This window comes from Alteromonas ulvae (genome assembly GCF_048987005.1).
GTDB lineage: Bacteria > Pseudomonadota > Gammaproteobacteria > Enterobacterales > Alteromonadaceae > Alteromonas.
Map to the genome: position 1 here is coordinate 2,191,807 of NZ_CP185261.1, position 14,627 is coordinate 2,206,433.

Below are 14,627 nucleotides of genomic sequence, written 5' to 3' on the forward strand. Positions count from 1 at the left end.
GGTTTTGAGCTTAGTTAAGAAAGTGAATGGCTAGTTAGCTCGGTGGACTAATTAAAAACCTAACAAACTCATAATTCAAATAATAAGGTGAGGGACAATGAGAAGTATTGAAAGGCTGTTGATGCAGTACGGTGAGAGTCATCAAAATAAAATCAATGTGATTATTCACGCTATTGCAGTACCCAGTATTTACCTAGTAACGCTAGGTTTGCTGTGGAGCATACCAACCCCGGAAGCCATAGCACATTTTGATATTACCTGGGCACACATCATTGCTATTCCAATATTGTATTATTATTTTTCTCTCTCTGGTCCTATTGGTGCGGCTATGACATTACTCACTATTGCGTGTTTTGGTGTGGTAAATCTATTGGTCCATTTTGATGTGTCCGTTTGGAAGTCCAGTTTAGCGCTGTTTGTGGTTATGTGGATTCTACAATTTGTGGGTCACAAAATAGAGGGAAAAAAACCGTCATTTTTCGAAGATCTTCGGTTTCTTTTAGTGGGGCCTGCTTGGTGGTGGGTACACTGGCTCAAACGAATGAATATTAGCTATTAAGTAAGCAATTTGAATTGGATTTAAATAAGCACCATGTGTTTACATTAATCTATTCGTTTTATCCATACAAAGCATCTATTGCTGCGAAAATATACAGTAAAGGTAACCCCACCTGTTGCTGCGACCAGACGCACTACCAACACGACCAAGCTGCTTGGGTCATCGAATTCCAAGCGTATAATCAGGGAATAAGCTCTACATTTGGTAATAATAAGTTGGTGTTACAGTGAGTCGCTTCCAGCGAGTAATTGAAAGTAATGAGCGTTTATTTTGGACTTTGCACAGTGCAGGGTGGGCAGGATTTGCGCTAATTTACTACATAGGCTCTTTTCTACATGATGTAAGATCCATTTGGGTTTTCATTATCATGCTTAACGCATACGCAGGTTGGTTGCTGACTATTCCGTTGCGCTATGTCTATCGGTGGGCTCGAAAGCGTTCTCCTTTAAAGATGATCCTAATTGTTATCGCATCGTGCTATATCGTGGCGCTGGTGTGGGCCGTGGTAAAAAACATTAACTACTGGGAAATATACAAGCACGGCTATCGACCAGACGAATGGTACATGTACTTTACCAATACAATAAACTCGCTCATTATGGTTGGTTGTTGGAGTGGTGTTTATTTTGGTATTAAAAACTTTCAAATGCTGCAAAAAGAGAAGCAGAATGCGCTCAAAGCCAGCACGATGGCGCACCAAGCTCATATCAAAATGTTGCGATATCAATTAAATCCTCATTTTCTATTCAACACTCTAAACGCCATATCGACGTTAATTCTATTAAAAGAGAATGACACCGCCGAGGCCATGGTTTCTAAACTAAGCAACTTTTTACGTTACTCACTCGATAACGATCCCATCAAGCGTGTCCCACTTGGCCAAGAAATAAAAGCACTACGTCTCTATCTTGAAATCGAAAAAGTACGATTCGACGACCGCTTAGAAGTAGTATGGGATATCGATACTAAATGCGAGTCAGCATTAGTACCAAGTATGATATTGCAGCCAATTATCGAAAATGCGATTAAACATGCCATTTCGAAAATGGAAAATGGCGGCCAAATTGCGATAACAGCACGTACTTTCGGCAACGATCTATTGATGGACGTGGCCGATAACGGCCCTGGCGCGGATATAAAAGATGGTCAGTTAAGCCGTAAGAATGGTGTGGGACTTGTGAACATAAAAGAGCGTCTGCAGTCGCTTTACCAACGCAACTTCGCATTTTCTATTGAGCATAATCAGCCCTCGGGAGTGCGAGTACGAATTCGTATTCCCTATGACGTAAAGGATATATAATATGACCAAGCTAATGATTAAAACCATTGTGGTAGACGATGAACCTCTTGCTCGCAGAGGTTTACGTGCAAGGCTTGAACGTCATGGCGATATTCAAGTGCTGGCTGAGTGCCAAAATGGTCTTGAAGCGGTAAGTAGTATTTCTCAACATCGTCCAGACCTTGTTTTCCTAGATATTCAAATGCCTGGGCTTAACGGGTTTCAAGTCATTCACAAACTTCGTGAACTGAAACAACCCATTCCAATGATTATTTTTGTAACTGCCTATGATAGCTATGCTATTAAAGCGTTTGATGTACATGCTTTGGATTACCTGTTAAAACCTGCAGACGATGAACGTCTAGGCGCGGCCCTCGATAAGGTAAGAGAATATACCAGTACAGCGCATCAAGATGAACAGTCACAAAAGCTAGTGAGTTTAGTTGCAGAATTAACTGGCGATGATTGTGAAGAAATACTGCGCAAGCTAGCTAATGGTGAGCCTTTGGAAACCAATCCTTACCCAGATGTTCTTGCTATTAAAGATGGCTCTGAAGTTACGCGCGTCAATGTTCAAGATATTCAGTGGATAGATGCTGCGGGCGATTACATGTGTGTTCACGCGCTAGACGGTATGCACATCATGCGTAAAACTATGAAAGAGTTGGAACAGGAGTTAAATCCTCAGTTCTTTGTCAGAGTTCATCGCTCCGCTATTGCTAATATTCGTTTTGTGAAAAAGCTAGTGAGTCATATTAGCGGCGAATACCACCTCATTTTACAAAATGATACAGAACTAAAGGTAAGCAGAAGTCATCGCGATAAAGTGAAAGCTGCAATGAAAATGTAGTTGAGTTTTACTCTGAATACAGTCTTGCGTGTCGTAATGTTATTTACTTAAAACCCTAGCTCCCACGCTACTTGAAGTAAACGACTAGCAAGACAAGCGCCACAATATCGCTTGTCTTGTCATGACGTAATTTAATACTCACTATTGAATTATGAATTTTTTTATTTGCGATGTTTGTAGTGTTCAGGCCACGATAAGTGCATGTTCAGAAAGGTTTAACGCCTTAACTATATCTCTCATTCATTATTGATTTCATTAAAGCAACTTGCGCACTGTTTAACGGTTTTTTATCGCTAGTTGTGGTGAGTGGCACAACAGTGGGTTCGCTGTTCACTTCACCCACCATGACATTGTTTTTACCCGTACCAACAAGACTTACTGCGTATTCACCTAACGAAGTGGCAAGTAGCCTGTCGTTGCTTACCGGAGTACCTCCTCGTTGCACATGTCCGAGAGTTACTGGTCTTACGTCAGTAATTCCACTGTCGTTAAGCGCGCTAGTGAGGGCCTGTAGCCCTTGCGGCCATACGTTTTCTGCGACGACTACAATAAAACTTACCGAGCCTCTCACACGGCGCTGAGCATGAATTTGTGTGAGAATTTTCTTAATCTCACTTTCTGGCGACTCAAAAAATTCTGGTAAAATCACATAATCTGCTGCTGACGAAAGCGCTGCGTTCAGCGCCAAGAAACCGGCGTGTCTTCCCATCACCTCAACTAAAAATATGCGTTCAAATGCGTCTGCAGTATCTCGTACCTTATCAATTGAGCTCATTGCAGTATCTATGGCAGTGTAATAACCAATGGTGGCATCGGTGCCGGCTATATCATTGTCTATGGTGCCTGGAATACCGATGATTTGGCCATGGTAATGGTCGGCTAAATGTGTGGCCCCGCGGAATGAACCGTCTCCACCAATAACAAGAAGTGTACCTACTCCTGCCTCGGATAAATTAGCTGCCGCTTGCTTAAGGCCTGCTTCTTCAGTAAAAGCTTTGCACCGAGCGCTGTGCAGTATGGTTCCCCCTTGCTGAATGAGGTTGTGAGTAGAGTCGAGCGAAAGAGAGATATATTCTTGTTTAATTAATCCATTATATCCATGAAGATAACCTATTAAATCGTAATTCCGCTTTTTGCAGGCAATCACAATTGCCCTAATACATGCATTCATCCCTGGTGCATCACCACCCGACGTTAATACTGCGATACGTTTTGACACAATAAAATCCTTCTCAGTAGGTTTCGTTCTTATAATATGAAAAGTAGAGCAGACTGCCTGTAAGGTAAAGCCATTTATTTTGCACTTTTTCCATCTTAGCGGTCTATATATTAATACGCTCTTTGCACACAACATATTGAAGGCTAATCGAAATGCGCGTAGCTATTATTTTTTTTCTGCTATTTTCTCTTTCGGCGTGTACCTCCAAGCTCGCCTACGACAATCTAGATTGGTGGGTATATTGGTATCTAGATGATTATGTGGAGCTTAGCGATGAACAAGAAGAACGGTTTGATGACTATTTAACCAATTGGCTTCAATGGCATAAACGAAGTGAGTTGAAACGGTATGAAAATCAACTTAAAACGTTGAAACAGCAAGTACTAAACAGCGAGTTAGATTACGATACGGTTTATGCGCACATTAACGATGTGAGAACGCATTGGGAAAGGGTACGAGCGGAGATAAGCCCAGAACTGGCTGAGCTTGCCGTTGACCTTACTGACCAGCAAATAGTGTCTTTATTCGCCACACTAGAAAAAGACAACAAAGAAGAAGAAGAGGAGCACAAAGAGTTTCTCGAACAGTCAGAGGCAGAACGCACTGAAAAGCGTATTGAGCGGATGACTGACAACGTGGAAGAGCGCATTGGAGATTTGTCCGACGAGCAAAAACAAATTATTGCTACCTACAACGCACAGTTTGTGTCAACGTCTGACGAATGGTTGCAGTACCGAAGAAAAATTCAAAATGCAGCCCGTCGATTATTCATTAACAAAACCACTAATCCAAACTTTATCCGAGACTTGACGTATTTAATGCAAAATCCAGATAAATACCGAAGCGAGGATTATCAGCAAGCTAGCGCCCATAATATGAAAGTGGGAGCAACCATGATTGTGGAAGTTGCATCCACACTCAGCGATTCTCAAAAGAAAACCCTGGTCGAGAATATTGATGAATATATTACAACGATAGACAAGTTTCAGAAGTAGGTTTACAGCAAGCTTCAGACAGTAATGATGGTTTAGCTAATCATCAGAGGCTGATTGCAATGTTAAGCATACTAAATATCGCTATAACCCAAGATATAGGGATAGTTCGTCCCGTAAGTTCGAGTACTTTTGGCTGTAGGTGTCCTTGAGTGGAATATTGTCCAATAATTTATAGAGACGCCTGCATTCTCCTGCCATTTGAGAGTCTGCTTTGTTGATAATTCTAAATAGTTGAAGTAGGCACTGAAGTAGGTTTAGCGCGACACCAATGTTCACTGGGGCATAATTTTGGGCAAGGGCGAATGACGCTTTGGCCCGTTCAAAGGAATTCGATTGATAGTGCTGTATACCTTCGCGGTTAAACTGCTGATAGTTGGCCAAGTTGGTTTTTGCTTTTTCTGCCTCTTGTTCAAGCATTGAAACGCTGTTCTGATCTAACTCATCCGTTCTGGTAGCCACAATTTTCGACAGGGCAATAGCATCATCGTACTCTCCCAATGTGTACATCACGTTAATACTATCGGGGAGGTAGGCAGTGGGATGCTCGGCGTACTTTTCCTCAATGGCAACTTGAGAGTTAACCAAGTGCTTTTTAGCATCAATCAACTTGCCGTCTATTGCACTCACCCTAGCGTTGACAATATTGCCAAAAATGTCCACATCAAAATTCCGGTCCATTTTTAAAAGATGCTCATCGAATTTGCCCCGTTGGAGTGCTAGCAAAGCCTCTTGTTGGTATTTGTTCCGTTGCTTTTGGTCATCTGAATGCTCGGCAACATCAAGAAGGCTGCGTATTAACGTACACCAATGCAGACTGTTTTTATGCACGGTACGTTTAGATAAATTCCAAATAGCGCTGCACGAAAGCGACGCAGTGACGAAATCAAGATTTTGCTTTGCTATTTCGCAGGCTTGAAAATGGCGAGAAACAGAGTAGGGCGATAGTTTAATGGCTTCTTTTATTGCGTTTAGGGCATCTTCTCGGTTTTCAAGTCCTTGATGAGCAGAAGCTAATATATCATTTGCATCAGCGCTAAAACGATTTCGCTTAAGGGTTTTCATTGCGATAGTGATAGCCTTGTCATAGTCGGCGTTTTGAATGTAGGTTTTTCCCAGTGCAATTTGAGCCCACAATACAGGCTTACCATTTGAATAAGGCGCTAAGATATGGAGCGCTTGTTGGCAATTGTTGGTTCGACAATAGGCTTCAACCAAGAGCTGTTCGCAATGTCCCTTGTAATGGGACTGCTCCTCATACAATGCAGTTAATACTTTTATCGCATCAGTGAATTGCTCTTTCTCGATGAGGTCGTAGGCGGGCTGTAGAAACTGTCGTTTCTGCCACGCTCTGCTAATCCTGCTCTTCAATTGAACCTGTGAAAAGGGCTTAACTAAAAAATCGTCAGGCCTTCTATCAATAGAACCAAGCACCATCGAGCGTGTGCTATCCGCACTTATCAAAATAAATACAGAGGTCGTTTTTATCAGTCGCTTGACTCGCAGCTCTTCTACTAACTCATAGCCATTTTTGTTGTCAGCGCCTAGGTGTAAGTCGCAAACCACAATATCAAATTTTGTACTTTTCGCTGCGGAAGTTGCTTGTTCTGCTGAGGATTTTGTCACTATGTTAGTGGCTCCCATCGATTGCAACAATCCTTTAAGCATGAGTAAAAATGGCCGCTGATCTTCTACAATTAGTACTCTTTTATCACTGTATTTCACTGCATCCTCAAAGATTTACAGAGCTAAAACCACAATAATGGTGTAAAAGTGCGTATTCGGCAATTTGTTCCTTTAGAATATTCTTATTTAGCCGACAACTAACGTATGAATATGACTACTCCGCTGCGTTATGAGTATTGAGCCAGTTAATGCTAACCCCACCGCTAAATTAGACCCAAGTTACCACTGGGAATTTAATGGTACGTTGGCAAAAGCTGCATCACAAGGTCGCCTTTTTGCACTATGCTTAGCCATGCATCAAAATGCATTAGCCCATCCTATTGTTCTTACACCACATGCTAAAAGTGGAGACGCTCGATATCAAGACGAAATAGCCAGCCTAAGTCATTACAGACAGCCTAGGCTGCAGGCCACGGACAAGGACTGGTCGAACATGGCTACGTTGGCCTCGCTTATTTCTACTGATTCAACGTCTGCACGTCTCTTTCAATCTATGAATCCTTCTCCACTTGCGCAAGTAAACGATGCATCACGTATACCTGATGATGTTAAAAATAACTGCAGTCTTGGCACTCAAAAGCGTCTAGCAAATATCTACAGAAGTAATATCGAAGAAGACAACACCATGTTGTACGACATTATTAGTGGGGAATATAACCGCCCCAACAGCAACCCCAAACGTGATAAAGACACTGAATTCTCTGATAACACAGTGAAGATGGCTGTTTAGCCTAATCCTTGTCGTTCTAGTTTTCTTTATTGTTTGCTATTACTCCTTATTGTTTTTGTTTTGTCCTTACGCTGATTGGCTTTTACGATGTATTTTGATATATTGCGCGCCGCATTTTGCACTGGTCTTACGCTCCAATCAGCAAAGGTTAAAATAATGTCTACACAATCTGAATCAAAATATATTGTATGCGCGATGTACAAGTTCGTCGCGCTTGAAAACTTTAAGGCGATGCGCCAACCACTGACTGATGTCATGGAACAGAATGGCATCAGAGGCACGCTTCTTCTCGCTAATGAAGGGATAAACGGAACCGTTTCAGGTCCTAGAGAAGGTATCGATGCGTTAATCCGTTACTTAAACAGTGACGAGCGAATTAACCCAATTTCCTGTAAAGAGTCTCTTCACGATGAGCAGCCTTTCTATCGCACTAAAGTGAAACTTAAAAAAGAAATTGTCACCATGGGTGTGGAAGGGATAGACCCTCGAAGAACCGTAGGTACTTACGTAAAGCCTACTGAATGGAATGATTTGATAAGCGATCCAGACGTTACTGTTATTGACACACGCAATGGCTATGAAATAGACATCGGTACGTTTAAAAATGCAATAGACCCAAAAACCGATACTTTCAGGGAGTTTCCTGAGTACGTCGCAAAAAATCTAGACCCTAGTAAAAACAAAAAAGTTGCCATGTTTTGTACTGGTGGCATTCGATGCGAAAAATCAACAGCCTATTTAAAAGAACAGGGCTTTGAAGACGTTTTTCATCTAGAAGGCGGTATTCTGCAATATTTAGAAGACGTGCCAAAGGAAGAATCTCTGTGGGAAGGTGACTGTTTTGTTTTTGACAATCGAGTGGCGGTAAACCACGATTTAGAAAAAAGTCATTACGAGCAATGCTATGCATGCCGGTTACCCATTACAGCGGAAGATAAAAAGAGTGAAAAATATGAACCTGGAGTGAGTTGTCCTCATTGCTACGGTACCCACACGGAGGATCAAATCTCCCGTTTCAGAGAGCGTGAAAAACAAGTGCAGCTTGCTAAAGCGAGAAACCAAGAGCACGTAGGAACCGACGCTAGGCTTACCATGGAACAGAAGCGTTTAGAAAAAGCTCAGGCGCAGCGCGAGCGGGCCTTAAAAGTAAATCAAAAAGCAAAATAAAAAGAGGCATAGACACCCGAAAGGAGAGACGATACACTCACTCTATCGTTGTAAAGTTTTAAGGATTGAGAGTGAGTACTCAACTTTCAGATGCAAAAATTGAAGAGATAAGAAAAGACTTCAGTTTTTTTGACCGTGACGGAAATGGTCAAATAGATATAACAGAGTTTATTGAGCTTTTAACCATTATTTCGCCAAAAACAAAGGCGAGTCACGTTGAAGAAGGCTTTAAATTAATCGACGGCAATGACGACGGTTTTATAGACTTCGAAGAGTTTTTAGAATGGTGGCAAGAGTGTTGGTGGGAATACTAATACGTTTGCAATAGCGACCAATTCAAACACGAACAAACAAATCGAGCATAAGCTCGCTTTTTTCTTTGTTAATATTAGTTAATGTTTTATTAACTATTCTTCCTCAGGATCAGGCGCACTGGTATTACGGGGCTTGCGCTTCACAGGCACCATTCCAATATCCGCCCCTCCCATAGGGTCAACACGTCTTACAGGCTTTGCTCTAACAGGCTTAGCATCACGGTTTTTACCTGCTATTGGTTTTCCTTTATTCTGCGTACTCTTTTTCTTAGTGAAACCTTCAAACTTTGCACTAAATTCATCATGAGGTTTACACTCAAGGGCGTATTGAAGATGAGTTTTAAGTGTCTCGAAACTGTTCCAGTCTCTTGGCCCAACAAGAGAGAAAGCTTCGCCTTTTTGTCCTGCTCGGCCGGTCCGTCCAATTCGGTGAATATATTCATCGGCATTTTTGGGAAGGTCGAAGTTAACTACTAAACCTACTTTTGATAAGTCTAGACCACGAGAAGCTAAATCCGTTGTTACCAGAACACTTTGCTGGCCTCTAGAAAAACTGCTCATGATAGAAGCACGTTGATGTTGAGCTAAATCGCCTCTTAAGGCGATAGCCTCAAGGTTATCTTCGTTAAGTATTGCAGCAATCCTATCGGTATCTTCTCGGGTAGCGGTGAACACAATCGCTTGGTTGTACACTCGTTTAGCGAGTTCAAACCGAAGAATTTCGTCTTTGTTGCTCACGTTATCGGCAAAAAAGCAGGTTTGTTCAATATCGCCATGCTCACCAGTAGAACTACCAACGGCAACCCTTACTGCGCCGTGAGTGAGTTGCGTTGTCATGTGCTTCAGCTCAATGTTATCAAGCGTGGCAGAAAACAGCATGGTTTGACGCTTTCTATGGTCGGCATAGGTGTTGATTAATTTAAGCTGTGCAGCAAAACCCAAATCAAGCATACGGTCAGCTTCATCGAAAATGAGTAGCTCTAACCCGTTTAAAAACATGCTTTTGCCGACCAGATGGTCAGCAATACGACCCGCTGTACCAACAATGATGTGTGGGTTGCGTCTTAACCCTTTTACTTGGTCATTGAAGTTTTCGCCGCCAACAATGAGTTCACAAGATAAACCCAAGCCACTACACATCGATTTTGCTTCAATAAAAACTTGCTTAGCGAGTTCTCTGGTGGGGGCTAGTATCAGTGCGCGAGGGTCTTGTCGACTCAGTGCTTTTTGAGACATAAGACGATTAATTGCAGGCACTAAAAAGGCAAAAGTCTTACCTGATCCTGTTTTTGAGGACGCGATAATGTCTTTACCCTGAATACCGGGTAGCATTGTCCGCTCCTGAATTTCCGTAAGAGTGGTGATGTTCTTACTTTCAAGTTTGGAGATAATTTTATGATGAACCGGTAAGTCAGTAACTAGCAAGGTAGAGCCTCTATATGAATATTCACCCGCATTATCCCTCAAAGGTCACCGATTTGAAAGCAAGCGATTTCTAATCTTTGAAAACATGCTCTATTACACTGAATTACTATTAAACACTAATACAATTAAACATTGTCTCTTAAACATGGTATTTAAAAACAAAAAAGCCAGAACATACAACATTTGAAAAGAGAAGGGGATTCTCTTACTTTTTCACGCGTTGTATATTCTGGCCTTGTTATACGCAGGGAAAAGTTAGCACACCATTTCTGCTACATCATCTGGCACAATAAGCTTACCAAGAGTTTTCTCTTTAATCTCTTCTACTGAAACACCAGGCGCTTTTTCCTGCAATACAAACGCACCGTCCTCTACGGATAAAACGGCGAGGTCAGTGATAATACGCGTTATACAGTTTACGCCTGTTAGGGGGAGCGTACACGCTGGCAGAAGTTTTGAGTTACCGTTTTTATCTGTGTGAGTCATAGTCACAATAATATTCTTGGCGCCTGCTACTAAATCCATCGCACCACCCATCCCTTTGACTAGCTTTCCTGGGATCATCCAAGACGCAATATTGCCAGACACATCAACCTCAAAGGCCCCAAGCACCGTAAAGTCTACATGACCTCCACGGATCATGGCAAAACTCTCTGCACTATTAAAGATGGACGCGCCAGTGATAGCCGTCACGGTTTCTTTTCCAGCATTAATCATATCTGCGTCGACTTCAGATTCTGTTGGGTAACGTCCCATCCCTAACAAGCCATTCTCTGATTGAAGCATAACGCTAATATCGGCAGGCACATAATTGGCCGCAAGGGTAGGAATGCCGATCCCCAGATTTACGTAGTCGCCGTCTTTAAACTCTTGTGCAACTCGCATTGCAATTTGATCTCTTGTTAAAGCCATTACACGTTCTCCTTTGTTACTACACGACGCTCAATACGCTTCTCAAACTCGCCTTTAATAATGCGATTGACGTAAATTCCCGGCGTATGAATTTCGCTAGGTGACAAGGCTCCAGGCTCTACAATCTCCTCTACTTCCACTACCGTAATTTTACCTGCTGTTGCCGCCATAGGATTAAAGTTTTGCGCTGTATGTCTGAATACGCAGTTACCAAATTTATCTGCTTTCCATGCCTTTACAATAGCAAAATCGCCCGTAATGGCGTGTTCTAATATATAAGGCCGGCCATTAAATTCTTTAACTTCTTTCCCTTCGCCCACAGGGGTTCCATAGCCGGTAGCGGTATAGAAAGCCGGGATACCCGCACCACCAGCGCGCATTTTTTCGGCCAAAGTACCTTGAGGCGTCAGTTCTACCTCAAGTTCTCCGTTCAACAACTGTTTCTCAAATAATGCATTTTCGCCAACATAGGATGAGATCATTTTAGAAATTTGCTTGTCTTCCAGCAGTAAGCCTAATCCGAATCCATCGACACCACAGTTGTTCGATACGACAGTAAGATCTTTTACGCCCATGGTTTTAATATGTGCAATTAAACCTTCAGGAATACCACAAAGACCAAACCCTCCAGCTATTACTGTCATCGAGTCTACCAAGCCCGATAGGGCCTCTTCATATGTATTGACTACTTTATTGAATCCAGACATTTATTTCTCCACCTATGGATTGTTAATAAGTAGTATCTGTTCTGTAGCAACTTATGTAAAATTGAATTTATCTTATTATTAATAAAATAAAGTTATTAATTGTTATGAATATCTCTTACCGTCATCTGCGTGCTTTTATTGAAGTTGCTCACTCTACAACGTTTGCGGAGGCCGCGGCTAGGCTTTACCTCACTCAGCCTGCGCTGTCTTCTTCAATAAAGAAAATGGAAGCTGAATTAGGTGGAAGATTATTCAAGAGAAACACACGAAATGTCAGTTTAACCCCCGAGGGAGAGGCTCTGCTACCCAACGCACTTCGCTTAAGTAGAGACTGGGATAATACGTTTTCGGATATTCAGAATTTATTCGCAATGGCAAAAGGTCAGCTTACCATTGCCGCAATGCCGTCATTCGCAGAGTCACATTTACCGAGCCTGCTGCGCGACTTTCATCACAAAGCGCCCAATATTAACCTTCGTGTTGTAGACGTAGTGATGGAGCAAGTTGTACAGGAAATAAGAAACGGACGTGCAGAAATTGGCTTTACCTTTGAACCCGAGCATAAGGATGGATTGGAGTTTGTGAGCTTGTTTACTGATCACTTTGTTGTTGTAGCATCTATTGAGCAAGCTGCAAAGTTTAATAATATGGCGAGTTGGCAGCAATGCCTGAATTTCCCTTTGGTGATGATGAATCGTGGTTCAGCGGTAAGAAAATGGACCGAAGCAGAGCTGTTACAATATGGTGAGCCCAATATCGTGGCAGAAACTGGGCAGTTAGCCACATTAGGTAAATTGATCAAAAGCGGCTTGGGGATCTCTATTATGCCCTCGATTTGTCAGCAACAGATGGAAGATTTAGGGCTTATCGCCCTATCTTTTTATGAAACTTCTTTATGCAAACGAGTCGGGCTATTAAGAAACGAGCGAAGGGGATTGTCTGTATCAGCGCAAACTCTGTGGCAACTCGCCACTGAGCGCTATTCTGATGAAATGGGTGTTCCAATTACAAGCACCTGATTGAACTATTCGATCAAATTGGAGCAAAGAAGTTTACCACTTTTTCTTAGGAGCAAATAACTCGTCTAATTCGTCACGCTCTTCCTCTTGCTTCCTCGCACGATCTTTTTCGTTAACACTTTTCAGATCAGACTGAATCTCTTGTAGCCATGTATTAATAGTAGCAAGTTTCGTTGCAACATATTCATCATGGTTGGTCTGATTCTCTAACGCAATTTTTGCTTTCTCAAAGTACTGACGGGCAGAACCGAGCATCTTAGTTGACTGCGCTGTTTTTCCTCGTTTTATCAAAGTTTCTACATTCACCTTAACTTGAAGACGTTCTAACTGTTTATCTTCCTCAGAAAACAGCTTTGAACCCACTTGCCCTTTGCTATGTTCAGAGCGCAACAAAACTCGCAGCTTTTTGACAGCTTGAATATATTGGATGATGGTTTTGTCGTTTTCTGGGAGCACAAAATCGATATTATCATTGCCATCGGTTTGAAGTGACGTGTCTGCCGCTTGTTTGCTACTCTCAATGCGTTGTTTAACATCTCGGGTAGGAGCAATACTGTTTATTGCCTTTAGTGCATTTGCCATCCGGTTATGCAAAATACCGATGAGTCGTGATGAAACAGGCATATTCGTGCACGCAGTAAGAACATTTTCTGTTTCATCAACAATGGTTTTTTGCTTTGCTAGTTCAGTTCTGCGCTCAGCTTCCAGTTTTTGTCTATGTTGCTGAATGGCGTTTATAAATATCGCGGCAATGAGCAATACTACAATAAGAATAATTATTATCACGTACATGCGTGTGGTTCCATCAGTTCATTATTTCCGACACATTCTCTTTTAATTACACTATTTGAGAAACGCTATCTTAAAAAGCACTGTCTTTAAAAAAAATAGGAGCTCAGTTGCCAACTTTTGCTTCGTTCTTATGACATAGTTCATTACGTTAAGCACTAATACTACGGTATTTTTACTTCAAATACACTTCCGCCGAGGTTTCCGCCGTTAGATAATGAAATTATTCCCGCTTTACCGTTGTGTGAGTGGGCGTCTGCTATCACTTTAGCAAAGAACAAACCCAATCCAGTGCGCCCCTGACTTAGTTCGAAATTACTCAACGCTGAATGACTTTTAGTGAGCATCTCCTGTGGATAGCCATTACCGTCATCTTCAATTTTTATTGATAAATAATCGTCAACAACACTTGCATGTATGGAAATACATGATGTGCCGTAACGCAACGCATTTACAATAACATCGTTTATTAAAAGATAGATCAGTTCGCTATCCAAATACCAACTTACATCTTCATGAACATCCACAATGAGCTTGATGTTTTTTTGTTCAATGTAAAATGTATTTGAGCCTATAACATCGTCAATTAAGTCGACAATAAAGCATTCATCAGCACTGATTGGAATACTCGTTAATTCAGATCGATACAAAGAAAGTATTTGAACCAAATTAGTGTTTAATCTTGACGCTTCGTAGTGCACGTTTGCAACTTGCTCCCTAGCACCGCTATTTTCTTTTGGCAATGCGTCCCTTAACCCTTCAATCGATTGAATGAGTAAAAACAGGGAATTTTTCATATCGTGCACTGCGGCGGCTAACACCGAAGAAAAATCGATATTAGTGGATATTTGTTTATTAGATGTCATTGTGTCTCGGTTAATAAGGCGGCGACAACCTGTTAATAATGTAGAATAAAATGAGGTAAAATAAACACATGTTTTTGAATTTTATTCATTTTAATCGCCAATTGAACTGTATT

Annotated in this window: 15 protein-coding genes; 8 read left to right on the plus strand and 7 right to left on the minus strand. The window is 41.7% G+C overall.

Going from position 1 to position 14,627, the window contains the following annotated elements; genetic code table 11:
• Positions 1 to 97: 97 nt before the first annotated feature.
• The 3 genes from ACOJR9_RS09565 to ACOJR9_RS09575 all read left to right on the plus strand — a co-directional run bounded on the left by ACOJR9_RS09565 (position 98) and on the right by ACOJR9_RS09575 (position 2,688).
• Positions 98 to 559: a DUF962 domain-containing protein gene (locus tag ACOJR9_RS09565; RefSeq protein WP_420932781.1), complete on the plus strand. Its 462-nt coding sequence runs from the start codon at positions 98 to 100 to the stop codon at positions 557 to 559.
• 226 nt (positions 560 to 785) lie between these two features.
• Positions 786 to 1,859: a sensor histidine kinase gene (locus ACOJR9_RS09570; RefSeq protein ID WP_420932782.1), complete on the plus strand. Its 1,074-nt coding sequence runs from the start codon at positions 786 to 788 to the stop codon at positions 1,857 to 1,859.
• Between the two features lies 1 nt (position 1,860).
• Entirely contained in the window at positions 1,861 to 2,688 is an 828-nt protein-coding gene (locus ACOJR9_RS09575) for a LytR/AlgR family response regulator transcription factor (protein WP_420932783.1), read from the plus strand.
• Between the two features lie 223 nt (positions 2,689 to 2,911).
• On the opposite strand, the gene ACOJR9_RS09580 is transcribed toward ACOJR9_RS09575, so the two are convergent.
• Positions 2,912 to 3,907: a 6-phosphofructokinase gene (locus tag ACOJR9_RS09580; protein ID WP_420932784.1), complete on the minus strand. Its 996-nt coding sequence runs from the start codon at positions 3,905 to 3,907 to the stop codon at positions 2,912 to 2,914.
• A gap of 152 nt (positions 3,908 to 4,059) precedes the next feature.
• Here ACOJR9_RS09580 and ACOJR9_RS09585 point away from each other — a divergent pair, with 152 nt between their 5' ends.
• A complete protein-coding gene (locus tag ACOJR9_RS09585; protein WP_420932785.1) occupies positions 4,060 to 4,902 on the plus strand; it encodes a DUF6279 family lipoprotein in 843 nt (280 codons plus the stop codon).
• Between the two features lie 81 nt (positions 4,903 to 4,983).
• Here ACOJR9_RS09585 and ACOJR9_RS09590 read toward each other — a convergent pair whose 3' ends face one another.
• Positions 4,984 to 6,624, minus strand: a complete 1,641-nt coding sequence (locus ACOJR9_RS09590; RefSeq protein WP_420932786.1) for a response regulator — start codon at positions 6,622 to 6,624, stop codon at positions 4,984 to 4,986.
• A 130-nt stretch (positions 6,625 to 6,754) separates the two neighbouring features.
• Between ACOJR9_RS09590 and ACOJR9_RS09595 the strand changes: the two genes are divergently transcribed.
• From ACOJR9_RS09595 to ACOJR9_RS09605, 3 genes are all read left to right on the plus strand, one after another.
• On the plus strand, positions 6,755 to 7,315 hold the full coding sequence (locus ACOJR9_RS09595; RefSeq protein WP_420932787.1) for a VC2046/SO_2500 family protein: 561 nt from the start codon (positions 6,755 to 6,757) through the stop codon (positions 7,313 to 7,315).
• 156 nt (positions 7,316 to 7,471) lie between these two features.
• The gene (locus ACOJR9_RS09600; protein WP_420932788.1) at positions 7,472 to 8,482 is read left to right on the plus strand and encodes a rhodanese-related sulfurtransferase; all 1,011 of its coding nucleotides are present in this window, start codon (positions 7,472 to 7,474) and stop codon (positions 8,480 to 8,482) included.
• A gap of 71 nt (positions 8,483 to 8,553) precedes the next feature.
• A complete protein-coding gene (locus tag ACOJR9_RS09605; protein WP_420932789.1) occupies positions 8,554 to 8,796 on the plus strand; it encodes an EF-hand domain-containing protein in 243 nt (80 codons plus the stop codon).
• Between the two features lie 93 nt (positions 8,797 to 8,889).
• Here ACOJR9_RS09605 and ACOJR9_RS09610 read toward each other — a convergent pair whose 3' ends face one another.
• From ACOJR9_RS09610 to ACOJR9_RS09620, 3 genes are all read right to left on the minus strand, one after another.
• Positions 8,890 to 10,221: a DEAD/DEAH box helicase gene (locus tag ACOJR9_RS09610; RefSeq protein ID WP_420932790.1), complete on the minus strand. Its 1,332-nt coding sequence runs from the start codon at positions 10,219 to 10,221 to the stop codon at positions 8,890 to 8,892.
• Positions 10,222 to 10,476: 255 nt separating this feature from the next.
• Complete coding sequence (locus ACOJR9_RS09615; protein WP_420932791.1) at positions 10,477 to 11,133, minus strand: CoA transferase subunit B; 657 nt, start codon at positions 11,131 to 11,133, stop codon at positions 10,477 to 10,479.
• Positions 11,133 to 11,840, minus strand: coding sequence for a CoA transferase subunit A (locus tag ACOJR9_RS09620; RefSeq protein ID WP_420932792.1), 708 nt, complete (start codon positions 11,838 to 11,840; stop codon positions 11,133 to 11,135). The genes ACOJR9_RS09615 and ACOJR9_RS09620 overlap by 1 nt, the downstream gene beginning before the upstream one ends.
• 104 nt (positions 11,841 to 11,944) lie before the next feature.
• On the opposite strand from ACOJR9_RS09620, the gene ACOJR9_RS09625 reads away from it, so the two are divergent.
• A complete protein-coding gene (locus ACOJR9_RS09625) occupies positions 11,945 to 12,859 on the plus strand; it encodes a LysR family transcriptional regulator (protein ID WP_420932793.1) in 915 nt (304 codons plus the stop codon).
• A 33-nt stretch (positions 12,860 to 12,892) separates the two neighbouring features.
• Here the strand turns inward: ACOJR9_RS09625 and ACOJR9_RS09630 are convergent, their stop codons facing one another.
• Positions 12,893 to 13,651, minus strand: coding sequence for a hypothetical protein (locus ACOJR9_RS09630; RefSeq protein WP_420932794.1), 759 nt, complete (start codon positions 13,649 to 13,651; stop codon positions 12,893 to 12,895).
• Between the two features lie 161 nt (positions 13,652 to 13,812).
• Positions 13,813 to 14,514 carry a sensor histidine kinase gene (locus tag ACOJR9_RS09635; RefSeq protein WP_420932795.1) on the minus strand — a complete coding sequence of 234 codons (702 nt, stop codon included), beginning with the start codon at positions 14,512 to 14,514 and terminating at the stop codon, positions 13,813 to 13,815.
• Positions 14,515 to 14,627 lie beyond the last annotated feature (113 nt).